The organism is Citrobacter sp. RHBSTW-00671 (genome assembly GCF_014103415.1).
In the GTDB taxonomy this organism is placed as follows: domain Bacteria; phylum Pseudomonadota; class Gammaproteobacteria; order Enterobacterales; family Enterobacteriaceae; genus Citrobacter.
Map to the genome: position 1 here is coordinate 2115438 of NZ_JABXPR010000001.1, position 26451 is coordinate 2141888.

General features: G+C 52.9%; 29 protein-coding genes and 1 pseudogene. 22 read left to right on the forward strand and 8 right to left on the reverse strand.

Translation table 11 applies throughout. From position 1 onward, the window contains the following. The 4 genes from mepA to HV261_RS10025 are packed head-to-tail and all read left to right on the forward strand — an operon-like array spanning position 1 to position 2490. Positions 1-825: a penicillin-insensitive murein endopeptidase gene (gene mepA / locus HV261_RS10010; protein ID WP_202038175.1), complete on the forward strand. Its 825-nt coding sequence runs from the start codon at positions 1-3 to the stop codon at positions 823-825. Beyond that, positions 825-1634 (forward strand): sulfite exporter TauE/SafE family protein, encoded by an 810-nt coding sequence (locus HV261_RS10015; protein ID WP_137384189.1) that lies wholly within the window; start codon positions 825-827, stop codon positions 1632-1634. Before mepA ends, HV261_RS10015 begins: the two co-directional genes overlap by 1 nt. Then, entirely contained in the window at positions 1634-2182 is a 549-nt protein-coding gene (locus HV261_RS10020; protein ID WP_016153873.1) for an elongation factor P hydroxylase, read from the forward strand. The genes HV261_RS10015 and HV261_RS10020 overlap by 1 nt, the downstream gene beginning before the upstream one ends. Before the next feature lie 32 nt (positions 2183-2214). Then, a complete protein-coding gene (locus HV261_RS10025; protein WP_005129722.1) occupies positions 2215-2490 on the forward strand; it encodes a YfcL family protein in 276 nt (91 codons plus the stop codon). Between the two features lie 151 nt (positions 2491-2641). Here the strand turns inward: HV261_RS10025 and mnmC are convergent, their stop codons facing one another. After that, positions 2642-4642 (reverse strand): bifunctional tRNA (5-methylaminomethyl-2-thiouridine)(34)-methyltransferase MnmC2/FAD-dependent 5-carboxymethylaminomethyl-2-thiouridine(34) oxidoreductase MnmC1, encoded by a 2001-nt coding sequence (gene mnmC / locus HV261_RS10030; RefSeq protein WP_202038176.1) that lies wholly within the window; start codon positions 4640-4642, stop codon positions 2642-2644. Between the two features lie 159 nt (positions 4643-4801). Between mnmC and fabB the strand changes: the two genes are divergently transcribed. After that, the gene (gene fabB / locus HV261_RS10035; protein ID WP_005129715.1) at positions 4802-6022 is read left to right on the forward strand and encodes a beta-ketoacyl-ACP synthase I; all 1221 of its coding nucleotides are present in this window, start codon (positions 4802-4804) and stop codon (positions 6020-6022) included. 47 nt (positions 6023-6069) lie between these two features. Here fabB and HV261_RS10040 read toward each other — a convergent pair whose 3' ends face one another. From HV261_RS10040 to HV261_RS10050, 3 genes are all read right to left on the reverse strand, one after another. Continuing rightward, positions 6070-6588, reverse strand: coding sequence for a YqhG/Tai3 family protein (locus HV261_RS10040; protein ID WP_202038177.1), 519 nt, complete (start codon positions 6586-6588; stop codon positions 6070-6072). Next, positions 6588-6956, reverse strand: coding sequence for a hypothetical protein (locus HV261_RS10045; RefSeq protein WP_137384273.1), 369 nt, complete (start codon positions 6954-6956; stop codon positions 6588-6590). Before HV261_RS10045 ends, HV261_RS10040 begins: the two co-directional genes overlap by 1 nt. Before the next feature lie 150 nt (positions 6957-7106). After that, positions 7107-7364, reverse strand: coding sequence for a helix-turn-helix domain-containing protein (locus HV261_RS10050; protein WP_202038178.1), 258 nt, complete (start codon positions 7362-7364; stop codon positions 7107-7109). A 171-nt stretch (positions 7365-7535) separates the two neighbouring features. On the opposite strand from HV261_RS10050, the gene HV261_RS10055 reads away from it, so the two are divergent. Both HV261_RS10055 and HV261_RS10060 read left to right on the forward strand, forming a co-directional pair. Next, positions 7536-7910 (forward strand): hypothetical protein, encoded by a 375-nt coding sequence (locus HV261_RS10055; RefSeq protein ID WP_202039679.1) that lies wholly within the window; start codon positions 7536-7538, stop codon positions 7908-7910. Between the two features lie 179 nt (positions 7911-8089). Next, a complete protein-coding gene (locus HV261_RS10060) occupies positions 8090-9268 on the forward strand; it encodes an MFS transporter (RefSeq protein ID WP_202038179.1) in 1179 nt (392 codons plus the stop codon). Here the strand turns inward: HV261_RS10060 and flk are convergent. Then, positions 9265-10272, reverse strand: coding sequence for a flagella biosynthesis regulator Flk (flk, locus tag HV261_RS10065; protein ID WP_202039680.1), 1008 nt, complete (start codon positions 10270-10272; stop codon positions 9265-9267). The genes HV261_RS10060 and flk overlap by 4 nt on opposite strands. Before the next feature lie 108 nt (positions 10273-10380). Between flk and pdxB the strand changes: the two genes are divergently transcribed. The 15 genes and pseudogenes from pdxB to hisP all read left to right on the forward strand — a co-directional run bounded on the left by pdxB (position 10381) and on the right by hisP (position 24524). Then, the gene (gene pdxB, locus HV261_RS10070) at positions 10381-11517 is read left to right on the forward strand and encodes a 4-phosphoerythronate dehydrogenase PdxB (protein WP_202038180.1); all 1137 of its coding nucleotides are present in this window, start codon (positions 10381-10383) and stop codon (positions 11515-11517) included. Positions 11518-11584: 67 nt separating this feature from the next. Beyond that, on the forward strand, positions 11585-12598 hold the full coding sequence (locus tag HV261_RS10075) for an aspartate-semialdehyde dehydrogenase (protein ID WP_137384181.1): 1014 nt from the start codon (positions 11585-11587) through the stop codon (positions 12596-12598). Then, a complete protein-coding gene (truA, locus tag HV261_RS10080) occupies positions 12598-13410 on the forward strand; it encodes a tRNA pseudouridine(38-40) synthase TruA (protein ID WP_202038181.1) in 813 nt (270 codons plus the stop codon). Before HV261_RS10075 ends, truA begins: the two co-directional genes overlap by 1 nt. A gap of 24 nt (positions 13411-13434) precedes the next feature. Then, positions 13435-14093 (forward strand): annotated as a pseudogene (locus HV261_RS10085) (DedA family protein). A 149-nt stretch (positions 14094-14242) separates the two neighbouring features. After that, positions 14243-15157 carry an acetyl-CoA carboxylase, carboxyltransferase subunit beta gene (accD, locus tag HV261_RS10090; RefSeq protein ID WP_137384179.1) on the forward strand — a complete coding sequence of 305 codons (915 nt, stop codon included), beginning with the start codon at positions 14243-14245 and terminating at the stop codon, positions 15155-15157. A 69-nt stretch (positions 15158-15226) separates the two neighbouring features. Beyond that, positions 15227-16495 (forward strand): bifunctional tetrahydrofolate synthase/dihydrofolate synthase, encoded by a 1269-nt coding sequence (gene folC / locus HV261_RS10095; RefSeq protein WP_202038182.1) that lies wholly within the window; start codon positions 15227-15229, stop codon positions 16493-16495. Beyond that, entirely contained in the window at positions 16485-17153 is a 669-nt protein-coding gene (gene dedD / locus HV261_RS10100) for a cell division protein DedD (RefSeq protein WP_202038183.1), read from the forward strand. Before folC ends, dedD begins: the two co-directional genes overlap by 11 nt. A 202-nt stretch (positions 17154-17355) precedes the next feature. Further along, positions 17356-17844 (forward strand): colicin V production protein, encoded by a 489-nt coding sequence (cvpA, locus tag HV261_RS10105; protein WP_005129678.1) that lies wholly within the window; start codon positions 17356-17358, stop codon positions 17842-17844. A 33-nt stretch (positions 17845-17877) separates the two neighbouring features. Beyond that, entirely contained in the window at positions 17878-19395 is a 1518-nt protein-coding gene (gene purF / locus HV261_RS10110) for an amidophosphoribosyltransferase (protein ID WP_137384176.1), read from the forward strand. A 71-nt stretch (positions 19396-19466) separates the two neighbouring features. Continuing rightward, the gene (locus HV261_RS10115) at positions 19467-20060 is read left to right on the forward strand and encodes a UbiX family flavin prenyltransferase (RefSeq protein ID WP_524536654.1); all 594 of its coding nucleotides are present in this window, start codon (positions 19467-19469) and stop codon (positions 20058-20060) included. Between the two features lie 287 nt (positions 20061-20347). Further along, positions 20348-21130: a lysine/arginine/ornithine ABC transporter substrate-binding protein ArgT gene (gene argT / locus HV261_RS10120; RefSeq protein ID WP_103770351.1), complete on the forward strand. Its 783-nt coding sequence runs from the start codon at positions 20348-20350 to the stop codon at positions 21128-21130. 247 nt (positions 21131-21377) lie between these two features. Continuing rightward, positions 21378-22160: a histidine ABC transporter substrate-binding protein HisJ gene (hisJ, locus tag HV261_RS10125; RefSeq protein WP_202038184.1), complete on the forward strand. Its 783-nt coding sequence runs from the start codon at positions 21378-21380 to the stop codon at positions 22158-22160. Positions 22161-22346: 186 nt separating this feature from the next. After that, a complete protein-coding gene (locus HV261_RS10130) occupies positions 22347-23033 on the forward strand; it encodes a histidine ABC transporter permease HisQ (RefSeq protein WP_137384172.1) in 687 nt (228 codons plus the stop codon). Beyond that, positions 23030-23737 carry a histidine ABC transporter permease HisM gene (gene hisM, locus HV261_RS10135; RefSeq protein WP_137384171.1) on the forward strand — a complete coding sequence of 236 codons (708 nt, stop codon included), beginning with the start codon at positions 23030-23032 and terminating at the stop codon, positions 23735-23737. Before HV261_RS10130 ends, hisM begins: the two co-directional genes overlap by 4 nt. A gap of 13 nt (positions 23738-23750) precedes the next feature. After that, positions 23751-24524, forward strand: coding sequence for a histidine ABC transporter ATP-binding protein HisP (gene hisP, locus HV261_RS10140; RefSeq protein ID WP_202038185.1), 774 nt, complete (start codon positions 23751-23753; stop codon positions 24522-24524). A gap of 33 nt (positions 24525-24557) precedes the next feature. On the opposite strand, the gene HV261_RS10145 is transcribed toward hisP, so the two are convergent. The 3 genes from HV261_RS10145 to folX form a co-directional block, all read right to left on the reverse strand. Beyond that, positions 24558-25073: a GNAT family N-acetyltransferase gene (locus HV261_RS10145; RefSeq protein WP_202038186.1), complete on the reverse strand. Its 516-nt coding sequence runs from the start codon at positions 25071-25073 to the stop codon at positions 24558-24560. A 71-nt stretch (positions 25074-25144) separates the two neighbouring features. Further along, a complete protein-coding gene (locus HV261_RS10150) occupies positions 25145-26038 on the reverse strand; it encodes a TIGR01777 family oxidoreductase (protein WP_202038187.1) in 894 nt (297 codons plus the stop codon). A 19-nt stretch (positions 26039-26057) separates the two neighbouring features. After that, complete coding sequence (gene folX, locus HV261_RS10155; protein WP_005129505.1) at positions 26058-26420, reverse strand: dihydroneopterin triphosphate 2'-epimerase; 363 nt, start codon at positions 26418-26420, stop codon at positions 26058-26060. Positions 26421-26451 lie beyond the last annotated feature (31 nt).

A 26451-nucleotide genomic window follows, 5' to 3' on the forward strand; every position in this document is an offset into this window, starting at 1 on the left:
ATGAAAAAAATGGCACTTGCGGCGCTGGCTCTGCTTGCCAGCACCGCCTGTCTGGCGGCGACGCCCTGGCAGAAAATTACCCATCCGGTTGCGGGTAGCGCACAGTCTATCGGCGCATTCTCCAATGGCTGTATCGTGGGGGCGGATACGCTGCCGGTACAGTCAGAACACTATCAGGTGATGCGCACCGATCAGCGCCGTTACTTTGGTCATCCGGACCTGGTGATGTTTATCCAGCGCCTGAGTAATCAGGCTAATAATCTGGGGCTGGGCACGGTGTTAATCGGTGATATGGGTATGCCGGCCGGTGGGCGTTTTAATGGCGGTCATGCCAGTCACCAGACCGGGCTGGATGTCGATATTTTCCTGCAACTGCCAAAAACGCGCTGGACCCAGTCGCAACTGCTGCGGCCGCAGGCGTTAGATTTGGTCTCACAGGACGGCAAACGTGTCGTGCCGTCACTGTGGAAGCCGGAGATTTTCAGCCTGATCAGGCTGGCGGCAAAAGATAATGAAGTAACGCGTATTTTCGTGAATCCGGCGATTAAGCAGCAACTTTGTCTGGATGCAGGGACCGACAGGGACTGGTTGCGTAAAGTGCGGCCATGGTTCCAGCATCGTGCGCATATGCATGTCCGGTTACGTTGTCCTGCCGACAGTCTTGAGTGCGAAGATCAACCGTTACCGCCACCGGGTGACGGCTGCGGCGCGGAGCTGCAAAGCTGGTTCGAACCTCCAAAACCTGGAACCACCAAGCCTGAGAAGAAGACACCGCCGCCGTTGCCGCCTTCCTGCCAGGCGCTACTGGACGAGCATGTACTCTAATGGATCATTTTGCCAATTTGTTTATGGTGTCTCCGCTGCTGCTGGGTGTGCTTTTTTTTGTGGCGATGCTGGCAGGTTTTATTGATTCTCTGGCCGGAGGCGGTGGTTTACTCACCATCCCGGCATTGATGGCGGCCGGGATGCCACCTGCACAAGCGCTGGCGACTAATAAGCTGCAGGCCTGTGGCGGATCTATCTCTTCTTCCCTCTATTTTATTCGTCGTGGTGTGGTTAACCTGGCGGATCAGAAGCTCAATATCTTCATGACGTTTATCGGGTCAATGAGCGGCGCGCTATTGGTTCAGCACGTGCAGTCAGATATTCTGCGTCAGATCCTGCCGGTTCTGGTTATCTGTATTGGCCTTTACTTTCTGTTAATGCCGAAAGTGGGCGAAGAAGATCGGCAGCGTCGATTGCACGGGTTGCCTTTCGCGCTGGTAGCCGGTGGCTGTGTTGGCTTTTACGATGGCTTTTTTGGTCCGGCGGCGGGGTCGTTCTACGCGCTGGCCTTTGTCATGTTATGCGGCTATAACCTGGCGAAATCGACGGCCCACGCCAAAGTATTAAATGCCACATCGAATATCGGTGGGCTATTGCTGTTTGCTCTCGGCGGCAAAGTGATTTGGGCGACCGGATTTGTGATGCTCATTGGCCAGTTTATTGGCGCACGGATGGGCTCGCGGCTGGTGCTCAGTAAAGGACAAAAACTCATTCGGCCAATGATTGTCATCGTCTCCGCCGTGATGAGCGCCAAGCTACTTTATGATAATCATGGACAGGAGATTCTCCACTGGCTGGGGATGAACTAATGAATAATACCCATCACTACGAACAGTTAATTGAGATATTTAACGGCTGCTTTGCCGATGAATTTAATACCCGTCTGATTAAAGGCGACGACGAACCGATCTATCTTCCTGCTGATGCGGAATTACCGTATCACCGTATCGTTTTTGCGCATGGTTATTACGCCAGCGCGTTACACGAAATCTCACACTGGTGCATCGCTGGTAAGGCGCGCCGTGAGCTGGTCGATTTCGGTTACTGGTACTGCCCCGATGGCCGCGACGCGAAGACGCAATGTCAGTTTGAAGATGTGGAAGTGAAGCCGCAGGCGTTTGACTGGCTGTTTTGCATGGCGGCGGGCTACCCGTTTAACGTCAGTTGCGACAACCTGGAAGGGGACTTTGAACCAGATCGCGTGGTATTCCAGCGCCGCGTTCATGCCCAGGTGATGGAGTATCTGGAAAAGGGGATCCCCGAACGCCCGGCGCGTTTCATTAACGCACTACAAAATTATTATCACACGCCTGAACTTAAGGCGGAACAATTCCCGTGGCCCGAAGCGCTCAACTGACGCCGATGCCACGTTTACAATGAGGAAAGAAGATGATCGCGGAGTTTGAATCACGCATTCTGGCATTAATCGACGATATGGTAGAGCACGCCAGCGATGATGAGTTGTTTGCCAGTGGTTACTTGCGTGGGCACCTGACGTTGGCCGTTGCTGAACTGGACGGTGGTGAGGACCATTCCGCTGAAGCATTGTACGCCAATGTGACCAGCAGCCTGGAGAAAGCCATCAGTGCGGGCGAACTCTCGCCTCGCGACCAGGCATTAGTGAAAGAGATGTGGGACACCCTGTTCCAGAAGGCGACAAAATAATCATTGCCCGTAGCCGACCGCCATCCGGCATTCTCAGCTTGCCGGGTGGCGCTACGCTTACCCGGCCTACGATTTTTTTACCCACAAACGATTCAGATTGGGGTTGTAGGCCTGATAAGCACCGCGCATCAGGCAATAATGAGATGGTATCTTATTTCACCGTTTTACCCTTCAATAACTTCCGTACCCACAGGCGATTCGGATTTAGCGCCGCCAGCGTGCTGGCATCCATTGGGATCGGTTCATCACTCATTTGCGCGGCCAGAATTTCTGCACATAGCGGGGCAGAACATAGCCCGCGTGACCCCAGTGCGCCCAACATGAACAAATCCGGGTATACCGGTGCGCGTAAAGCATGCTCTTTGTCTTCTGCAAGCCGGGCATACTGATCGAGTGTGGTATTATAGTCCGGCACATTACCGACCATCGGTAAGTGATCGCGCGTGGCACAACGGACGCCGCAACGGGCTGCATTGTCACTGACGTTCACTTCTTTCGCCCATGCCGCATCCGGCAAGCAGTCGATCAAACGCTGACGGTTTTGCTGCTGGTCATCATGACGGAACGACGTCTCTTCACTCCCCCGATGATAGCTGGCGCCAATACAGTGCTGCTGATTTTCCGGATTTTGCGGGGTAAGGTAGCCGTCATAGCACAGAACCTGACGCAGTGTGGAAAGCGAAGGCGTCGTGGGAATGTGACTTACCTGGCCGCCAACGGAATACACCGGTAGTGACTGAGTCTGTTCAAAACGGTGAATACAGTGCCCATTCGCCAGAACCACGACCTCATGTGTTGCCGCTTCTCCGCTGGCGAACTGCAGCTGCCAGCTATCGGTTTGATGAGCAAGTGAGGTCAGTGTGTGTTGGTAGTGGGTACGCAACCCAAGCGTTGTCGCATAGTCGAGAACGGCGGTGGTAAGTTGTGCCGGACACAGCCATCCGCCGGCCGGGTACTGGATGCCATCACATTCGGTCACAACGCCTGTTGTTTGCAAAATTTGGTCTGCGTCCACCCCGACGGCGAGCGCATCGGGCAGTTCAAGGGACAGCATTTGGCTGATTTTTTGCTGGCTTTTCTCATCCCAGGCGAGCTGCGTGACGCCACACCAGTCATGGGCAAAATTAATGGGTAGGGCATCGTACAGGCGACGAGCAAAGGTAAATGCGGTGGGGAAGAAAAGCGTAATCGCCGCATCATGTTTACTGAGCAACGGATAGAGTGCGCCCTGACGATTGCCGGAAGCACCCTGCGCGGGTTTATCGTCAGCGCAGTAGAGCGTGACCTGCCAGCCTCTGCGCAGTAGCGCCAGAGACAGTAATGCGCTGGCAATACCACCGCCAATAATGGCGGCTTCGCGTTTTTCTGTTCCGGTACGTGCAAACCACGGCGCCGAGGAGGGGAGCGTCAGCGTCTGTTCCATTACGCCACACAGCATTTCGCGTTTGCGACCAAAGCCTTTGCATTTTTGCATCGTAAACCCGGCTTCCTGCAACCCCCGACGGACAAAGCCTGCAGAAGTGAAGGTTGCCAGCGTGCCACCCGGACGGGCCAGTCGGGCCATGGCGTTAAACAGCGTTGGCGTCCACATATCGGGATTTTTTGCCGGGGCGAAGCCGTCCAGGAACCAGGCATCGACCTGCTGGTTCAGGGACTCGTCCAGCTTTCCGGTGAGTTCGTTGATGTCGCCGAACCACAGATCCAGAGTAACCCGCCCCTCATCAAGCAGTAGACGATGGCAACCCGCCAGCGGCAGTGGCCACTGTGCCTGGAGTTGCTCTGCCCACGACGCCAGTTCCGGCCAGCGCTGATGCGCTAATGTCAGATCCTCACGCGTCAGCGGAAATTTTTCAAAACTGATGAAATGTAATCTTTCCAGGGTAGCGTCAGGGTGTGCGTTGCGAAAGGTGGCGAATGCCTGCCACAGCGTGAGGAAGTTTAGCCCAGTACCAAAGCCACTTTCTGCCACCACGAACACCGGGCGTGGGTGCGCAGGAAAACGTGCGGTGAGGTGGTTGCCGCCAAGGAAGACGTAACGTGTCTCTTCCAGCCCGTTATCATTGGAAAAATAGACATCGTCAAAATCTCGGGAAACAGGTGTACCCTCAGCGTTGAATTCAAGGTTGGCAGGTTGTATTGCGTATTGTTTCACGTAAGTTACTCGTCTGGCAGGCTGTGCCCCGATCTTAACGAGGAGTGCCTGGCTGCGCAAATTTCCACATTAAATGGCTGATCGGACTTGTTCGGCGTACAAGTGTACGCTATTGTGCCACTCGAAACTTTAAAATAGTGCGACTTACAGAGGTATTGAATGAAACGTGCAGTGATTACTGGCTTGGGCATCGTTTCCAGCATCGGTAATAACCAGCAGGAAGTCCTGGCATCTCTGCGTGAAGGACGTTCAGGGATCACTTTCTCTCAGGAGCTGAAGGACTCCGGCATGCGTAGCCACGTCTGGGGCAACGTAAAACTGGATACCACTGGCCTCATTGACCGCAAAGTAGTGCGCTTTATGAGCGACGCATCCATCTATGCTTTCCTTTCTATGGAGCAGGCAGTGGCTGATGCCGGCCTTGCTGCAGAAGATTACCAGAACAATCCGCGCGTTGGCCTGATTGCAGGTTCCGGCGGCGGCTCCCCGCGTTTTCAGGTATTCGGCGCTGACGCAATGCGTAGCCCGCGTGGTCTGAAAGCGGTTGGCCCGTATGTGGTCACCAAAGCGATGGCATCCGGCGTTTCTGCCTGCCTCGCGACACCGTTCAAAATCCACGGCGTCAACTACTCCATCAGCTCTGCTTGTGCGACTTCTGCACACTGTATCGGCAACGCTGTTGAACAAATTCAGTTGGGCAAGCAGGACATCGTTTTTGCTGGCGGCGGCGAAGAGCTGTGCTGGGAAATGGCGTGCGAGTTCGACGCAATGGGCGCGCTGTCTACCAAATATAACGACAACCCGTCTCAAGCTTCCCGTACTTATGATGCACACCGTGACGGTTTTGTTATCGCAGGCGGCGGCGGTATGGTTGTTGTCGAAGAACTGGAACACGCACTGGCTCGTGGCGCGCACATCTATGCTGAAATCGTAGGTTACGGCGCAACGTCTGATGGCGCAGATATGGTTGCTCCGTCAGGTGAAGGTGCAGTTCGCTGCATGCAGATGGCGATGCACGGTGTTGATACCCCGATTGATTACCTGAACTCCCACGGTACTTCTACTCCGGTAGGCGACGTGAAGGAACTGGGCGCAATCCGCGAAGTCTTTGGCGATAACAGCCCGGCCATTTCTGCAACCAAAGCCATGACCGGTCACTCACTGGGTGCGGCTGGCGTTCAGGAAGCCATCTACTCTCTGCTGATGCTGGAACACGGTTTTATCGCGCCGAGCATCAACATTGAAGAGCTGGACGAGCAGGCTGCAGGTCTGAACATCGTGACTAAACCGACCGAGCAAGCGTTGACGACCGTTATGTCTAACAGCTTCGGTTTTGGCGGTACCAACGCCACGCTGGTTATGCGTAAGCTGAAAGCATAAGTCTCAGCTCATGCAGTACACGAAAGGGAGCCGTCAGGCTCCCTTTTCTACTTATTCATCTTTTCGTACTCCGGTGCGATCTCCGCAGACCATGCTTTCGCACGGGTAATATCCCCGGTACTGTAGATGGGCTGTTCATAACGATCGCGAATATCGCGAACGCGATAAATTTTCCAGCGCCTGTCTTCCCAACGCGTATACACTTCCAGCAGCATGGGTGCTTCGCCTGTCGGCCCACCTAATTGCACTTCCACCTTTTCGCCACCGAGAAAGGGTTGAGCCGGTCCAACCCGTAACCGCGGGATCCACTCTGGGTCGTAATCCTGCACGTACATAAAGTAGTCAGAATCCCGTATTTCCTGCTCGTAAAGACTATCAATCAGCGCCAGACGATTGATAACGTCTTTCGCTACATAGCGCTGCATGAGTGCGGACGTGTCTTGATCTTGTGTGTATGCGGACATCCACGCGAGATAGAATTGTTTAACATCCTGAGTGCTGTCACGGTGGAATGAAGAACAGCCACAAAGTAACAAAACCAGAGCAATCAACGAGAACGCTTTCATTACTGTTTCCTGTAAATGGTGTATGACGGTTTTGCCGCCCGATAGCCAGGCCCCGCCCACATATCACGCTGTCTAAAATCGGAGTACCACTCCTGGCCGTCAAATATCGCCATATGACCGCTTGGGTTTCCTCCCTCATACGGCTGAATGATGATGACATCTCCTTCTCGGGGCTGTTCAAAGTGGCCAATGGCGCTGAAACCGGCACTTTTTAGCATCGGGCCATAATCTTTAGCATGATAAGTATGCCCAAGAGTGATACCTCCTGCCTGAATGGCTTTGCGGGTAAATTCCGCGCAGCGTCCTTGAGAATGTGAACTCGCGTGGGATTTAGCGTGATTAACTGCTGTTGTTTTATTCCAGCTCATCATGACTCCTGTTAATGGAATAGGTAATAAGTTCGCGTATTGCTTTAACAGGATTTAATCTGATGGGAAGGGCCGATAGTGCTATTAATATCGTAAATATATTTGATTGAGATATTGATAAATCCGCCGGGTAAATTTTGGTTAATATATTTATAATTGATGATTATTCTTTGTAACGGTTTTTTTTGCTGATTTTGCAAGATAGCGTGACGGCCAAATTACGTCCGGCGTGGTTTCCAGCGCCTGTGCGATGATCTGTTCTGCACGGGGCCAACTGCGGGTAAATACATTACGCAGCGAGTCAGGAGATAAACCCGCCGAACGTGACAATTCTCTGAGTGTAATACCTCTTTTTTCCAGTGCACTTTTAATATCTGCACGATGCCAGTCTTGGCTTTTTTGTTCCATTCTGTAATCCTAAGAAGATGTGTTATCGGCACCGATATTTTTCAGGTTATAAATTAGAAAGACAAAAGAATGTTACTTTCTTTTTATCGTAGGAATAGTGCCAGAATTAATTTGAAATTTCGCGAAAAAGAAAAAATATTTTTATTTCATCAGCAGAAAGGAAAGAAACTGATGGTAAAAGAGTGGTTCACGGTAAAGGAGTGTCTTGAATTACCGGGGTTTCCTGGAAGCGCACCCGCTGTACGCCTGCGCTTAAATACCTACAGTGAAGGGAAAGAGGGCGTTAAGCGCAAGCGTGCGAAATCTAAGGCCGAGGAATTTCATATTTCTGTGTTCCCACTGTATCTACGCTCGTATCTGAATGAGAATGAGAAAACCGAAGCACCAGATCGCAACATCGTGCAGGAAGCAGGACCCAAAGAGATTTGGGATATGATGTTCCTGCTCCTGACGCCGCAGCAGCGTGAACAGGTAACCGAGCGGTTCAGAGCGAAAGGCATTGATGCGGTATTTCCCTTTTTGTTCGTAGAGAAATCACAGCGTTGAAACGCACTGCGATGCTTTCACAGTTGACAGCCAGGGCCACTCGCAGGCAGACTCCAGCTTCAACATTATCCTCTTGATAATGCGTAAGCGTTTAACGTTATCCAACGCACCTTAATCCTGATAGTCAGGTAGAGGGGGCGTGGACATTCCTCGCCTTACTCTGCATTTTGGAGTAACGCATGACAGCTGTAACCCAACAAGAAAAAATACCTTCGGCGAATTTTTCGCTGTTTCGTATCGCTTTTGCGGTTTTCCTGACCTATATGACGGTCGGTTTACCTTTGCCCGTCATTCCTCTGTTTGTGCATCAGGAACTGGGCTATGGCAACACCATGGTCGGTATCGCCGTAGGCGTCCAGTTTCTGGCAACGGTATTAACGCGCGGCTACGCCGGGCGCTTAGCCGATCAATATGGCGCTAAACGTTCGGCGCTACAGGGGATGTTTGCCTGTGCGCTGGCGGGCGCGGCGTGGTTGTTAGCCGCGCTATTGCCCGTCTCCGTTCCGGTGAAGTTTGCGTTGTTGATCGTTGGGCGTTTGATCCTCGGTTTTGGTGAAAGCCAGTTACTGACCGGAACGCTGACCTGGGGGCTTGGGCTGGTCGGGCCAACGCGCTCCGGTAAGGTGATGTCGTGGAACGGAATGGCGATTTACGGCGCGCTGGCGGCCGGTGCACCGCTGGGGCTACTGATCCACAGCCACTTTGGCTTCGCGGCGCTGGCGGGAACCACGATGGTATTACCGCTGCTGGCATGGGCGTTCAACGGTACCGTGCGTAAAGTGCCTGCGCATGCAGGAGAACGCCCTTCGTTGTGGAGTGTGGTGGGACTTATCTGGAAACCTGGTCTGGGCCTGGCGCTGCAGGGCGTTGGTTTTGCGGTAATTGGTACCTTTATTTCGCTCTATTTTGTCAGCAACGGCTGGACGATGGCGGGTTTCACCCTGACTGCATTTGGCGGGGCGTTTGTGCTGATGCGTATTCTGTTTGGCTGGATGCCAGACAGGTTTGGCGGGGTTAACGTCGCAGTTGTCTCTTTACTGGTTGAAACCGCGGGTCTGATTCTACTATGGCAGGCTCCATCTGCCTGGATTGCGCTGCTGGGAGCGGCATTAACCGGGGCCGGGTGTTCGCTGATCTTCCCGGCGCTGGGTGTGGAGGTCGTGAAGCGAGTGCCTGCCCAGGTTCGTGGTACGGCTCTCGGCGGTTACGCCGCGTTTCAGGATATCTCCTACGGCATAAGCGGTCCTGTCGCCGGGGTTCTGGCCACTGCATACGGTTACTCCTCGGTATTCCTTGCCGGGGCGATTTCCGCGGTGGTGGGCATTTTCGTGACGCTGCTGACTCTGCGAAAAGGTTAAGCAAGCAACCAGAACAGGGCTAATGCTACCAGCAAGGCGACAAATATCAGCCCCGGTCGTGCCGACAGTGTTTTTATTGTTTCAATCACCGGTGCGAACGGGCTGAAAATGGGTTGAAGATGACGCGGATCGTTTAATTCCTGCTCCCGGTCACGTTCCACGCGGCGCAGGAAGATTTGATTCAGCAAGTCCTGCACTTGTACCGCCGTCAGGATCGTTTGCGGCTGGATCTGGTACGTTTGCTGCGCATACTCTTTTATGGCCGTTAGCTCATTTGGCTCCAGCGGCTGTTTTAGCGCCGCCTGCAGCGTTTGCAGCGTCGGCGCATTTTGCAGACTGAGGGTCTGGCGCGCCTGCAGCCATGTCACCAGATGGGTGAACTGTTTTGCCGGGATCAGCTCGCCGCTTTTTACACCAGACAGTTCCAGCATGGACTGCCAGATCATTTTCCCCGACTCTCCCGTGGCGGCCGCCAGCTTAGTGACCAACTGATTCAGCGTATTGTGCTCGGCGGGTAATAAAGGGCGATCGGTTGCCGGACGCTGCTGCGGCTGCGGAATTGAAAGCTGCCCTTGTTGCAACAGGGTGAGCACATTCTTCAGCTGTTCCGGTTTGAGCTGGCTGAGCGCTGTCTGCCCGTACTGTTGACGGATAAAATCACTCACCGCCTGGCGATTATTTCCCTGACTCAGTAATTCAGTGAGCTGCGACAGAACCTGACGGTTAGCATGATTCTGCTGAGCAACCCCCAGACGCTGATTCAGGTTTTGTTCTGCTGCGGGGAAGTGACGTGACTGCAGCGGCGTATCGCTTTTAACGCCCAAATCGTGCTTCATTCCAGCCCACACCTCAGCGCTTTGCTGTTGGGTAAGCGAAATCAAACGGGTAATCAATCGTTCCAGCACGGTACGCTGCTGCGTGGACAGTGGCTGTTCACCGGCAACGGAAGGAGGGTTTTGGCCTTCACCGGGAGGGCGTGCGGGCATACCTGAAATGGGCTGCATCATCTCTGTTCCTTAAATCTGTGCTAACCAGGTCTCGCAGTATGCCTGGCGGCGAGATTATGGCACACTTGCCCGGTTAACTCTCGTTCTCAAACAGGTGAGAAAGACGTGAAAATCCTCGTTGATGAAAATATGCCCTATGCCCGCGAACTGTTCAGTCGTTTGGGGGAGGTCAAAGCGGTTCCCGGTCGCCCGATTCCCGTCACCGAACTGGATGATGCGGATGCGTTAATGGTGCGTTCGGTGACGAAAGTAAACGCATCGCTACTCAGTGGAAAACCGGTAAAGTTTGTCGGTACGGCAACGGCAGGCACGGATCATGTGGATGATGCCTGGCTTGCGCAGTCAGGTATTGGTTTTTCAGCGGCTCCCGGCTGCAATGCGATTGCGGTAGTGGAATATGTCTTCTCTGCGCTGCTGATGCTGGCTGAGCGCGATGGTTTTGCATTACGTGACCGTACGGTCGGTATTGTCGGTGTAGGTAATGTGGGAGGGCGTTTACAGGCGCGACTGGAAGCATTAGGTATCCGTACTTTGCTGTGCGATCCACCGCGTGCCGATCGGGGCGACGAGGGCGATTTCCGCACGCTGGAAGAACTGGTTGAGCAAGCAGATGTGTTGACCTTCCACACGCCGTTGTTCAAAGAAGAGCCGTACAAAACGCTGCACCTGGCCGATGAGGCGCTGATTAGCCGCCTGAAGCCCGGAACCATTCTGATTAATGCCTGCCGCGGACCGGTCGTGGATAATTCCGCCTTACTGAACCGACTCAACGCCGGGCAGTCGCTGAGCGTCGTGCTGGATGTCTGGGAAGGCGAGCCGGACCTGAATGTGGCGCTGCTGGAGAAAGCGGACATTGGTACGGCGCACATTGCCGGCTATACTCTGGAAGGAAAAGCGCGTGGCACCACACAGGTCTTTGAGGCCTACAGTAAGTTTATTGGTCGCGAACAGCACATTGCGCTCAACACCCTGTTACCTGCGCCGGAATTTGGTCGTATCACCCTGCATGGTCCGTTAGATCAGCCAACGCTGAAAAGGCTGGTTCATTTAGTGTATGATGTGCGCCGCGACGATGCGCCATTGCGCAAAGTTGCTGGAATTCCGGGTGAATTTGATAAACTGCGCAAGAATTATCTTGAACGTCGCGAGTGGTCGTCTTTATACGTAATGTGTGACGACGCTGCCGCCGCAGCCCTGCTGTGTAAGCTGGGTTTTAACGCCGTTCATCATCCGGCACATTAATGTCTTCTTAATGCTCCCTGTCGAATAATACGACAGGGACGCTTATGTATTTCTGGAGTAAATCACCATGTCTGAAGGCTGGAATATTGCCATTCTGGGCGCAACGGGCGCCGTAGGCGAAGCCCTGCTCGATACGCTGGCTGAGCGCCAGTTCCCGGTCGGTGAAATCTATGCGCTGGCACGCAATGAAAGTGCTGGTGAACACCTGCGTTTTAACGGTAAATCGGTCATTGTTCAGGATGTCGCTGACTTTGACTGGACCCAGGCTCAACTGGCATTTTTTGTCGCGGGAGTTGAAGCCACTGCGGCATGGGTGGAGGAAGCAACCAATGCCGGTTGTCTGGTGATTGACAGCAGTGGTCTGTTTGCGCTCGAGCCTGACGTTCCGCTGGTCGTCCCGGACGTTAACCCATTTGTACTGGCGGATTACCGCAATCGCAACGTTATCGCGGTGCCAAACAGCCTGACCAGTCAACTGCTTTCCGCGCTGAAACCGCTGATCGATGACGGTGGTCTTTCACGGATTACGGTAACCAACATTATCTCGGCTTCCGCCCACGGTAAAAAAGCGGTAGACGCGTTGGCCGGACAGAGTGCGAAATTGCTCAACGGGATCCCGATTGACGAGGATGACTTCTTTGGCCGCCAACTGGCGTTCAATATGCTGCCGCTGTTGCCCGATCGCGAAGGTAGCGTGCGCGAAGAACGTCGTATCGTCGATGAAGTCCGTAAAATTATGCAAGATGACGGCCTGTTAATTTCAGCCAGCATCGTGCAGTCACCGGTGTTCTACGGTCATGCGCAGATGGTGAATTTTGAAGCGCTGCGCCCGCTGGCCGCAGAAGAGGCGCGTGATGCCTTTTCTCGTGGTGAAGATATTGTGCTGTCAGAAGAGACTGATTTCCCGACTCAGGTTGGCGATGCGTCTGGTACGCCGCACCTGTCAATTGGTTGCGTACATAACGACTACGGTATGCCGGAACAGGTTCAGTTCTGGTCCGTGGCGGATAACGTGCGCTTTGGCGGCGCATTGATGGCAGTAAAAGTTGCGGAAAAACTGGTGCAGGAGTACCTGTACTAATGTCTGACCTGCAACAGCCGTCAACGCATAAAATTGCGCTGGGCATTGAGTATGACGGCAGCAAGTATTATGGCTGGCAGCGCCAGAACGAAGTGCGTAGCGTTCAGGAAAAACTGGAAAAAGCGCTCTCTCAGGTTGCGAATGAACGCATTACTGTCTTTTGTGCGGGCCGCACGGATGCGGGTGTTCATGGTACGGGACAGGTGGTGCATTTTGAAACCACCGCGCAACGTAAAGATGCGGCGTGGACGCTGGGGGTAAATGCGAATTTACCTGGTGACATCGCCGTACGCTGGGTGAAAGCGGTACCGGATGATTTTCATGCCCGATTTAGCGCCACGGCTCGCCGTTATCGCTACATCATCTACAATCATCGGTTGCGCCCTGCGGTTTTGGGTAAAGGCGTGACACATTACTATGAGCCGCTGGATGCTGAGCGTATGCATCGTGCGGCTCAGTGCCTGATTGGCGAAAATGATTTTACCTCGTTTCGGGCAGTGCAGTGTCAGTCACGCACGCCGTGGCGTAACGTGATACATATAAACGTCGCGCGTTTCGGCACTTATGTGGTGGTGGATATTAAAGCGAATGCCTTTGTACATCATATGGTCAGGAATATTGTCGGCAGCCTGATGGAAGTAGGCGCCCACAACCAGCCGGAGAGCTGGATTGCAGAACTGTTAGCGGCGAAGGACAGAACGTTAGCAGCAGCAACGGCGAAGGCGGAAGGTCTGTATCTGGTGGCGGTAGATTACCCTGACCGGTTCGACCTGCCAAAACCGCCAATGGGCCCGCTATTTCTGGCGGACTAATTTGAATTGTATAAAGGCATAACTATGGATCTGATTTACTTCCTCATCGATTTTATCCTGCACATTGATGTGCACCTGGCGGAGCTTGTCGCGGAATACGGTATCTGGGTTACGCGATTCTGTTTCTGATCCTGTTCTGCGAAACAGGACTGGTGGTAACGCCGTTCCTGCCGGGAGATTCGCTGCTGTTTGTCGCTGGTGCACTTTCTGCATTGCCAACGAACGATCTCAATGTTCATCTGATGGTGGCGTTGATGATTGTGGCGGCGATTGTGGGAGATGCGGTGAACTACACGATTGGCCGGTTGTTCGGTGAAAAACTTTTCAGTAATCCAAATTCCAAAATTTTCCGCCGCAGCTATCTGGATAAAACCCATGCGTTCTATGAGCGTCATGGCGGCAAAACGATTATTTTGGCGCGTTTCGTTCCTATCGTGCGTACATTTGCACCGTTTGTTGCGGGTATGGGACACATGTCCTACCGTCATTTTGCGATGTATAACGTTGCAGGCGCGTTGCTGTGGGTATTGCTGTTCACTTATGCAGGCTACTTGTTTGGCGATCTGCCGATCGTTCAGGAAAACCTGAAATTATTGATTGTGGCGATTATCGTCCTTTCCGTATTGCCGGGCGTGATTGAAGTGATTCGCCATAAACGCGCTGCGTCACGGGCTGCAAAATAGAAAGTAACTCAGCGGTTCGACCACTTTTTTATCCAAAGTTTCGGGCTGTTATGTTTTAATGTGCAACATTCATGGTCTGTTTGGGGCAAAAATGGCATTATGCGCCCCTTATAACAAAGCTGACTAGGGTTCAGGCAGAAAGGTCACCAATGAGCTGGATTGAACGAATTAAAAGCAACATTACTCCCACCCGCAAGGCAAGCATTCCTGAAGGGGTGTGGACCAAGTGCGATAGCTGCGGTCAGGTTTTATACCGTGCTGAGCTGGAACGTAATCTTGAGGTCTGTCCGAAGTGTGACCATCACATGCGCATGTCGGCGCGTAATCGCCTGCATAGCCTGTTAGATGAAGGTTCTCTTGTGGAACTGGGTAGCGAGCTTGAGCCGAAAGATGTGCTGAAGTTTCGTGATTCCAAAAAATACAAAGACAGACTGGCTTCTGCGCAAAAAGAAACCGGTGAGAAAGACGCGCTGGTGGTAATGAAAGGTACGCTTCACGGTATGCCGGTCGTTGCAGCTGCATTCGAGTTCGCTTTTATGGGCGGTTCCATGGGCTCTGTCGTCGGCGCGCGTTTCGTCCGTGCGGTCGAACAGGCGCTGGAAGACAACTGCCCGCTGATCTGTTTCTCTGCGTCTGGCGGGGCGCGTATGCAGGAAGCGCTGATGTCACTGATGCAGATGGCAAAAACATCTGCGGCGCTGGCAAAAATGCAGGAACGTGGTTTACCGTACATTTCCGTACTGACTGACCCTACCATGGGCGGTGTTTCTGCAAGCTTCGCGATGCTGGGCGATCTCAACATTGCTGAGCCGAAAGCACTGATCGGCTTTGCCGGTCCACGTGTTATTGAGCAGACCGTACGTGAGAAACTGCCGCCGGGATTCCAGCGTAGTGAATTCCTGATTGAAAAAGGCGCTATCGATATGATCGTACGCCGCCCGGAAATGCGTCTGAAACTGGCAAGTGTTCTGGCGAAGCTGATGAATCTGCCCGCGCCGAATCCGGATGAACCGCGTGAAGGCGAGGTGGTACCTCCGGTACCCGATCAGGAATCAGAGGCCTGATAACTGAAAAGGGCAGGGCCACAGGCGCTGCCCTTTTGCTTTTCTCAACGTAAAGAATCTACAGGCATCATGGACAATAAACCTATTCCTCAAGCCACGTCGCCCCTGGCGTCGTGGCTTTCTTATCTGGAAAACCTGCACAGTAAAACCATCGATCTGGGCCTCGAACGAGTAAGCCTGGTGGCGCGCAAACTGGGCGTGTTGAAACCTGCGCCATTTGTCTTTACGGTGGCGGGAACTAACGGAAAAGGCACGACCTGCCGTACGCTGGAATCGGTGCTGACCGCAGCAGGTTATAAGGTCGGAGTATACAGTTCGCCGCATCTGGTGCGCTACACGGAACGCGTGCGCGTGCAGGGGCGTGAACTGCCGGAATCCGCGCATACCGCCTCGTTTGCTGAGATTGAAGACGCACGTGGCGATATTTCGCTGACCTACTTTGAATACGGCACGCTGTCAGCATTGTGGCTGTTTAAACAGGCGCAGCTTGATGTGGTGATTCTGGAAGTGGGTTTAGGTGGCCGTCTTGACGCAACCAATATCGTCGATGCCGATGTCGCGGTGGTCACCAGCATTGCGCTTGACCATACTGACTGGCTGGGACCCGATCGCGAAAGCATTGGCCGCGAGAAGGCGGGGATCTTCCGTGCAGATAAACCGGCTATCGTCGGTGAACCGGAAATGCCCTATACCATCGCGGATGTGGCGCAAGAGACAGGGGCGATACTGCAGCGCCGTGGCGTGGACTGGCGCTATTCGGTTACGGAGAACGACTGGTCATTCACCGATAGCCACGGTACGCTGACACAACTGCCGTTACCGCAGGTCCCGCAACCTAACGCCGCGACCGCACTGGCAGCACTGCGCGCCAGTGGACTTAACGTCAGCGAGCAGGCGATTCGTGAAGGTATCGAGCAGGCTATTTTACCGGGGCGCTTTCAGATTGTGAGCGAGTCACCGCGGGTGATTTTTGATGTTGCTCATAATCCACATGCGGCGGAATATTTGACTGAACGTCTGAAAAAGTTAGTGAAAAGTGGGCGCGTACTTGCGGTTATCGGTATGCTACATGATAAAGACATTGCCGGTACGTTAGCCTGGTTGAAAAGCGTGGTTGACGACTGGTATTGTGCGCCTCTGGAAGGCCCGCGTGGCGCAACGGCAGAACAACTGCTGGAGCACTTGGGTAATGGCGAAGCCTATGACAGCGTGGCTCAGGCATGGATTGCGGCCCTGGCCGCGGCAAAACCAGAAGATACCGTGTTGGTGTGTGGATCGTTTCACACTGTCGCACATGTCATGGAAGTAATAGACGTGGGGAGAAGCGGTGGCGAGTAAGTTTCAGAATCGATTAGTTGGCACTATTGTGCTGGTCGCGCTTGGGGTGATTGTGCTTCCCGGGCTGCTCGACGGGCAGAAAAAACATTATCAGGATGAGTTTGCGGCGATCCCGCTGGTACCAAAACCTGGCGATCGCGATGAACCGGACATGATGCCTGCGGCGACGCAGGCGCTGCCGACGCAACCGCCGGAAGGTGCGGCAGAAGAGGTGCGTGCCGGTGATGCGGCCGCGCCGTCGTTGGACCCGTCGCGTCTGACGGCAGCAAACAACGCAGAGTTCGATCCTATCCCTGCGCCTGTGGAGCCGCCAAAACCAAAACCGAAGCCGCAACCTGTTGCCGCTGCTCCGGCGCCGACGCCCGTTCCTGCACCAGCACCGAAACCGGTCGTCGAAGACGCGCCGGCACCAACCGGGAAAGCCTACGTTGTACAGCTCGGTGCGTTGAAAAATGCGGATAAGGTCAATGAGATCGTCGGTAAGTTACGTGGTGCGGGCTTCCGGGTATATACTTCCCCGTCAACGCCGGTACAGGGTAAAATAACCCGAATTCTCGTTGGGCCTGATGCGTCCAGAGATAAGCTGAAAAACTCGCTGGGAGAACTGCAGAAAATCTCCGGTCTGAGTGGGGTTGTGATGGGGTATACCCCTAATTAAGGGGCTGTCTCATGTCGGCCGGATACGGTATTAACACCGCTATCCGGCAGTGCCCGAAGAGGCATAAAACCGTATGGCGTTGAAGATTTTTTCAGCGCCATTTTTATTTACGCGTGGAAAGGAAATCCCTACGCAAACGTTTTCTTTTTCTGTTAGAATGCGCCCCGAACAGGACGACAGGGCGTAAAATCGTGGGACACTTATGGTCTGGATTGATTACGCCATTATCGCGGTGATTGGTTTTTCCTGTCTGGTTAGCCTGATCCGTGGCTTTGTACGTGAAGCATTATCGTTGGTGACTTGGGGTTGTGCTTTCTTTGTCGCCAGCCATTACTACACTTACCTGTCTGTCTGGTTTACGGGCTTTGAAGACGAACTGGTTCGGAATGGGATTGCTATCGCGATACTGTTTATCGCGACACTTATCGTCGGCGCTATCGTTAACTTTGTGATAGGCCAGCTGGTGGAGAAAACAGGCCTGTCGGGTACTGACAGGGTGTTGGGGATCTGCTTCGGTGCTCTGAGAGGGGCGCTGATCGTCGCCGCCATACTGTTCTTTCTCGATACGTTTACCGGTCTGTCGAAAAGTGAAGACTGGAGTAAGTCGCAGCTGATCCCGCAGTTCAGTTTCATCATCAGATGGTTCTTTGACTATCTGCAAAGCTCGTCAAGTTTCTTGCCCAAAGTATAAACTTTGGGTCGTTGCTGAACGAGGAAAAGACGTATGTGCGGTATTGTCGGTATCGCCGGTGTTATGCCGGTAAACCAGTCGATTTATGACGCGTTAACGGTGCTCCAGCACCGTGGTCAGGATGCCGCAGGCATCATCACCATTGATGCCAATAACTGCTTCCGTTTGCGTAAAGCAAACGGAATGGTGAGCGATATTTTTGAAGCGCGCCATATGCAGCGTTTGCAGGGCAATATGGGCATCGGTCATGTGCGTTACCCGACGGCTGGCAGCTCCAGCGCCTCTGAAGCTCAACCTTTTTACGTCAACTCACCGTATGGCATCACGCTTGCCCACAACGGCAACCTGACCAACGCGCATGAGCTGCGTAAAAAGCTGTTCGAAGAAAAGCGCCGTCACATCAATACCACTTCAGATTCAGAAATTCTGCTGAATATTTTCGCTAGCGAGCTGGATAACTTCCGCCATTATCCGCTGGAAGCCGACAATATTTTTGCTGCGATTGCAGCGACCAACCGTCAGATCCGTGGTGCCTATGCCTGTGTGGCGATGATTATCGGTCACGGTATGGTTGCCTTCCGCGATCCTAACGGTATCCGCCCGCTGGTGCTGGGCAAACGCGATATCGGCGATGGTCGTACCGAATATATGGTGGCTTCCGAGAGCGTGGCGCTGGATACGCTGGGCTTTGAATTCCTGCGTGATGTTGCTCCTGGTGAAGCGGTGTATATTACCGAAAAAGGTCAGTTGTTTACCCGCCAGTGTGCCGATAATCCGGTCAGCAACCCATGCCTGTTTGAATATGTTTACTTCGCGCGTCCTGACTCCTTCATCGACAAGATTTCCGTTTACAGCGCCCGCGTGAATATGGGAACAAAGCTTGGCGAAAAAATTGCCCGTGAGTGGGAAGACCTGGATATCGACGTGGTGATCCCCATTCCGGAAACCTCTTGTGATATCGCGCTGGAAATTGCCCGTATCCTCGGTAAGCCATATCGTCAGGGGTTTGTGAAAAACCGCTATGTGGGGCGTACCTTTATCATGCCGGGTCAGCAGCTGCGTCGTAAATCCGTGCGCCGTAAGCTGAATGCCAACCGCGCTGAGTTCCGTGATAAAAACGTACTGCTGGTTGATGATTCCATCGTGCGTGGAACGACTTCAGAACAGATTATCGAAATGGCGCGTGAAGCTGGCGCGAAAAAGGTTTATCTGGCCTCTGCCGCACCGGAGATTCGCTTCCCGAACGTTTATGGCATTGACATGCCAACAGCGACGGAGCTGATTGCTCATGGTCGTGAAGTGGACGAGATCCGTCAAATCATTGGCGCGGATGGGCTCATCTTCCAGGATCTGAACGATCTGATCGACGCTGTGCGTGCTGAGAACCCGGATATTCAGCAGTTTGAATGCTCCGTGTTTAATGGCGTCTATGTCACTAAAGATGTTGACCAGCAGTATCTCGATTTCCTCGACTCTTTGCGTAATGACGATGCCAAAGCGGTATTGCGCCAGAACGAAGCGGAAAATCTTGAGATGCACAACGAAGGTTAACGTTTGCTCGCAAGCAAGGGGCAACCTGCACCCTTGCTTGCAACTCACCGTAAATTCCTGCAAAGTCGGCCCTGAGCAAGCAAGGGCGATTAAACATGAAACGACTCATCATTGGTATTTCTGGCGCAAGCGGGGCAATTTACGGTGTGCGCCTGCTACAGGTTTTGCGTGACGTTACCGATGTGGAAACCCATTTGGTGATGAGCCAGGCGGCGCGGCAGACGCTGGCGCTGGAAACGGACCTCTCTGTACGCGACGTGCAGGCCCTGGCGAATGTGACGCACGATACGCGCGATATCGCCGCCAGTATCTCCTCCGGTTCTTTTCAGACCGCCGGAATGGTTATTCTGCCATGTTCAATCAAAACGCTTTCTGGCATCGTTCACAGCTACACCGATGGACTGCTTACCCGTGCGGCAGATGTGGTGCTGAAAGAACGCCGTCCCCTGGTGCTGTGTGTACGTGAGACTCCGCTGCATCTCGGGCACTTGCGTCTTATGACTCAGGCGGCAGAAATTGGCGCGGTGATTATGCCACCCGTTCCCGCCTTCTATCATCGGCCACAGACGCTTGATGATGTGATTAATCAAACGGTTAATCGTGTGCTTGATCAGTTTGATATCGCTCTTCCGCAGGACCTGTTCACCCGCTGGCAAGGGGCGTAAGCCGTTCCATCAGCGTGCAAAGAAACATCCGTTGCCCTGTTTCAGGGCAATTTTGTAACCGCGATCATATCCTCAACATTTAATTCGTTAAAACGCAACGAAACGCTGCGGTTCAACCGTCAGACCTGCTATCTTCAAAATCAGGACATTATTGCAACGTTTTATTAACATATTTAACGTCGAATATCCTCATCGATGCGAAAATGGCATAAGACCTGCATGAAAAAGTCTGCAAACACACAACACAACGTAAAACATAATAAAATTACGCCACTTGAGGGTTATGTATGAAGAAGACGGTTCTTGCTTTGTCTTTGCTGGTAGGACTCTCCGCCACCGCGGCCAGCTACGCAGCACTTCCGCAGACAGTTCGTATTGGTACAGATACAACGTACGCTCCTTTTTCCTCTAAAGATGCCAAAGGCGATTTTGTCGGTTTTGATATCGATCTGGGAAATGAGATGTGTAAACGTATGCAGATCAAATGTACCTGGGTTGCCAGTGATTTTGATGCGCTGATCCCGTCGCTGAAAGCGAAAAAAATTGATGCCATCATCTCTTCGCTTTCCATCACCGAGAAACGCCAGCAAGAAATTGCGTTCTCAGACAAACTTTACGCAGCAGATTCACGTCTGATCGCCGCGAAAGGCTCCCCAATTCAGCCGACTCTGGACTCCCTCAAGGGTAAACATGTTGGCGTCCTGCAAGGTTCGACACAGGAAGCCTATGCCAATGACAACTGGCGCAGCAAAGGCGTGGACGTGGTGGCTTATGCGAACCAGGACCTTATCTATTCTGACCTGACGGCAGGCCGTCTGGACGCGGCGTTGCAGGACGAAGTCGCAGCCAGTGAAGGTTTCCTGAAACAACCTGCAGGTAAAGATTACGCGTTTGCCGGTCCGTCAGTTAAAGATAAAAAATATTTTGGCGACGGGACCGGGATTGGCTTACGCAAAGACGATGTCGAGCTGAAAGCGGCGTTTGATAAAGCGCTGGGCGAACTGCGCAAAGACGGCACCTACGACAAAATGGCGAGCAAGTATTTTAACTTCAATGTCTACGGCGATTAATACGCCGAAGCGGGGAATTGACTGCACCATTGCGGGTAACCATTACGGTGCATAATAAATTCAGTGCACTGTTTTGGTGCTTTTGTCGCTGACTTAATAAGCATGAGTGCATACTTAAGCGCTTTTCATGCAAATAAATACCGCTGACAAGGTAGAATGCTTTGCCTTGTCGGCCTGATTAATGGCACGATAACTGCACCTGGTCCTGTAAAGATCCCCTATAAAAGACAGTCTGTTGAGGATAGTTATGAAAAAACTGGTGTTGTCTCTTTCTCTGGTTCTGGCTTTCTCCAGTGCTACCGTAGCATTTGCAGCCATCCCGCAAAAAATTCGTATCGGTACGGATCCTACTTATGCACCGTTCGAATCGAAAAATGCGCAGGGTGAATTGGTCGGTTTTGATATCGATCTGGCTAAAGAGCTCTGCAAGCGCATCAATACACAATGTACCTTTGTGGAAAACCCGCTGGACGCGCTGATCCCTTCGTTAAAAGCGAAGAAGATCGATGCCATCATGTCGTCGCTTTCCATTACTGAAAAACGTCAGCAAGAGATTGCCTTTACCGACAAGCTTTATGCAGCAGATTCGCGTCTGGTGGTTGCTAAAGATTCTGCTATTCAGCCGACCATTGAGTCGCTGAAAGGTAAACGTGTCGGTGTGCTGCAGGGCACCACTCAGGAAACGTTCGGTAACGAACACTGGGCGCCAAAAGGCATTGAAATTGTCTCCTATCAGGGGCAAGACAATATCTATTCTGACCTGACTGCCGGGCGTATTGATGCCGCATTCCAGGATGAAGTCGCAGCCAGCGAAGGCTTCCTGAAGCAGCCAGTTGGTAAAGATTACAAATTCGGCGGCCCGTCTGTGAAAGATGAGAAGTTGTTCGGTGTGGGTACCGGTATGGGACTGCGCAAAGACGACAACGAGCTGCGCGAAGCGCTGAACAAAGCCTTTGCCGAAATGCGAGCTGACGGTACTTACGAGAAGCTGGCGAAAAAGTACTTCGATTTTGATGTTTACGGCGGTTAATCACCGCAGGTGCTGATAAAGCCCGTAGATTTTTGACGCGTTGAATTGATGTCTGATGGCGCTGCGCTAATCAGGCCTACGGTGATTTTGTAGGCCGGATAAGGCAAAGCCGCCATCCGGCATTTAACGGTTAGTCTGAAATCAAAAGAGGCTTATTACTCCACCACACACGACAGGACAGGCAGCATGTTGTATGGCTTTTCAGGTGTTATTTTACAGGGTGCGATTGTTACGCTGGAGCTGGCTCTCAGCTCGGTAGTGCTGGCGGTCATGATAGGCCTTGTTGGCGCGGCAGCGAAGCTTTCGCAAAGCCGGGCGCTGGCGCTTATATTCGAAGGGTACACCACGCTTATCCGCGGGGTTCCCGATCTCGTCTTAATGCTGCTCATTTTCTACGGATTACAAATCGCGCTGAATACCATTACCGATGCAGTGGGTATCAGTCAGATTGATATCGATCCGATGGTCGCAGGGATTATTACGCTCGGGTTTATCTACGGAGCCTATTTTACTGAAACCTTCCGTGGCGCGTTTATGGCGGTACCGAAAGGTCATATTGAAGCGGCGACGGCATTCGGTTTTACCAGCTCACAAATATTTCGCCGCATTATGTTCCCGGCGATGATGCGCTATGCCTTACCGGGAATTGGCAACAACTGGCAGGTCATTCTGAAGGCCACGGCGCTGGTGTCGTTGCTTGGACTTGAAGACGTAGTGAAAGCCACTCAGCTTGCCGGGAAGAGTACCTGGGAGCCGTTCTATTTTGCCGTAGTGTGCGGGGTCATCTATCTGGTGTTTACCACTGTTTCTAATGGCGTGCTGCTGTACCTTGAGCGCCGCTATTCCGTGGGTGTGAAGAGGGCTGACCTGTGATTGAGATTATTCAGGAATACTGGAAGTCCCTGCTGTGGACCGACGGATATCGCTACACCGGCGTTGCTATCACCCTGTGGCTTCTGATTTCGTCAGTGGTGATGGGCGGGATTCTGGCGCTGTTTTTGGCAATTGGTCGTGTTTCCAGTAATAAGTTTATCCAGTTTCCCATCTGGCTGTTCACCTATATTTTTCGTGGAACGCCGTTGTATGTTCAGCTGTTGGTGTTTTATTCCGGGATGTATACGCTGGAGATAGTTAAAGGCACGGATTTCCTCAACGCGTTTTTCCGCAGCGGGCTTAACTGTACCGTACTTGCGCTGACGCTGAATACCTGTGCCTACACGACGGAGATCTTCGCCGGGGCTATCCGTTCCGTGCCCCATGGCGAGATTGAAGCCGCACGCGCCTACGGTTTCTCTTCCTTCAAACTGTACCGCTGCATTATCTTGCCTTCCGCGCTGCGTATTGCGCTGCCGGCTTACAGCAATGAAGTGATTTTAATGCTGCACTCCACGGCGCTGGCGTTTACCGCAACGGTGCCTGATCTGTTGAAAATCGCCCGTGATATCAACTCGGCAACCTACCAGCCATTTACCGCATTCGGTATTGCCGCTGTACTGTATTTGATGATTTCGTATGTCCTGATCAGTCTGTTCCGTAAAGCGGAAAAACGCTGGTTGCAGCATGTATCCTCTAAATAGTTCGAGTAACACGATGCCTGAGAATAAATTAAACGTTATCGATTTACATAAGCACTACGGCGAACATGAAGTGCTGAAAGGGGTATCGCTGCAGGCCAACGCAGGTGATGTTATCAGTATTATTGGCTCGTCAGGTTCAGGTAAAAGTACCTTCCTGCGCTGCATTAACTTTCTCGAGAAACCGAGCGCCGGGTCGATTGTCGTCAGTGGCCAGAACATTGGTCTGGTGCGCGACAAAGACGGCCAGCTTAAGGTTGCCGATAAAAATCAGCTGCGCCTGCTGCGTACGCGACTGACGATGGTCTTTCAGCACTTCAACCTGTGGAGCCACATGACGGTGCTGGAAAACGTGATGGAAGCGCCGATCCAGGTGCTGGGGTTGAGCAAGCAGGAAGCCCGCGAACGTGCGGTGAAGTATCTGGCTAAAGTGGGCATTGATGAGCGCGCACAGGGGAAATACCCGGTGCATCTGTCCGGTGGTCAGCAGCAGCGCGTCTCCATTGCCCGCGCGCTGGCGATGGAACCGGAAGTATTGCTGTTTGATGAACCTACGTCGGCGCTAGACCCAGAGCTGGTGGGCGAAGTGTTGCGCATTATGCAGCAGTTGGCCGAAGAGGGAAAAACCATGGTGGTGGTGACCCACGAAATGGGGTTTGCCCGTCATGTCTCCACGCACGTGATTTTCCTGCATCAGGGGAAAATTGAAGAAGAGGGCGACCCGGAACAGGTATTCGGTAATCCGCAAAGTCCGCGTTTGCAGCAGTTCCTCAAAGGATCGCTGAAGTAATTGAGTTGCCCGGAGGCGCTATGCTTTCCGGGCCTATCGCTTTAACGCGCCGTACTCCAGACGATAAACCCAGTCGTCATGCGCTATGCCGTTCACTTCATAGGCTTTTTCAAGCACCTGAGTGCGTAGAAATCCTGTTTTTTCCAGAATGCGTATCGACCCGGTATTCCCGGCTAATACATAGGCATTTATCGCCGTTACGCCAGCCTGTTGAAAGGCATAATCGCACACGGCGCGTACGGCTTCGCTGGCAATACCTTTTCCCTGCGCCCGCGGCGTGATGGCGTAGCCAATGTCCGCTTCCTGAGGATAAAGATGGCTTATCTGTAAGCCAATATCGCCCAGTTGCGCCGTGTTGTTGTGCTCCCGGATAACAAAGGTATGTCGAGCGGAAAGGCGTCTGGCGAAGAGCAGGCGAGTATCTTTGGTTGGGGCGATATCCCCCATGAAACGCATGACGTCAGGATTTTCTCGTAGCCGCTGGAAAAAAGGCCAGTCAGCGAGTTGGTACAAAGAGAGGGTAAGTCGGGGTGTTGATATTTTCGCCATAACGTCGCCATTGTAGTAACCGGTTTTTTAACCATACCACCACAATGGCAACAGTGAAGGGATATCAGACATTATCGGATGACATCGGCCAGCGCTTCTTCCAAATCGTACCAACGAAACGCAAAACCTGCCGCTTCCAGGCGTTTGGGCAACGCGCGCTGACCCCCGAGGACCAGCACCGAGGATTCGCCCATCAGCAGCCGCATAGCGGCCGCCGGAACGCGCAGGATCGCCGGGCGGTTCAGGGCATGACCCAGCGCATGGGCAAACTGCTCATTGCGAACCGGGTATGGCGAAACCATGTTGAAGGGACCGCGCAGATCGTTGTCCAGCAGCCAGATAATCCCGTTGACCATATCGTCAACATGGATCCAGGCCAGGTATTGACGCCCATTACCGATAGGACCGCCAAGCCCCAGGCGAAACGCTGGGACCATCTTAGCGAGGATCCCGCCCGTAGAGGCCAATACAACGCCAGTACGCAGCAAACATACGCGCGTTCTGTCGCTTTGCGCAGCGCTGGCGATCTGTTCCCACCGGGCGCACAACTTATGGGTGAATTCATTGTGTGGCGGTTCTTCTTCCGTCACAACGACTTCACCCAGATCGCCGTAGTATCCCGTAGCGGAGCCGGAGATGAGTACGGCAGGCGGCGTGTCGCTGACCTTGATTAAATCGACCAGTTTCTGCGTAATCCCCCAGCGGCTCTGGCACAAACGCTCTTTTTGCTCAGCGCTCCAGCGTTTGTCAGCGATAGGTTCTCCGGCAAGATTGATGACAGCATCAATGCCATCGAGGTTTTGCTGCTCTTCCAGCCCTTTCCATAGCGTGACCCGGGAGTCCAGAATCTGACGAGCCTTATCAGGAGTACGTGTCACTACGGTAATCTGATGCCCCAGTTCCAGCAGGCAGGGGATCAAATGACGTCCAATCAGGCCAGTACCGCCGGTAATCAGAATCTGCATGTCGCCTCCCGGGTTACGTTTAGCGCTGCCAGCTCAATGTCATGGAAACGGAGTCGGCGTAACGCAATGCGTGAAGTTTATCGATCTCCACTTCAGCATAAGTGACCCAGTGATGTTCGCGTGCGATATCGAGCACATCTTGCGTTAATTTTTCCAACAATGAGAAGCGGTTACTCTCAACGTGCGAAATGATGCTCTTGGTGATGGTGCGATAATTCAGCGCGTCGTTGATATCTTCACTGGTCCGGGCTTTGTCTGCGGGATAGTGGATGGCAATATTGATGACGATATCCTGTCGGTTCAGGATCTCCTCTTCTTTAATGCCGATAAAAGTGCGCAGACGAAGGTTTTTTATACGAATAATTGCGTCAGGTTGTGACATTGCAGGTTTCCTCCATGTATGAACCTTTTCA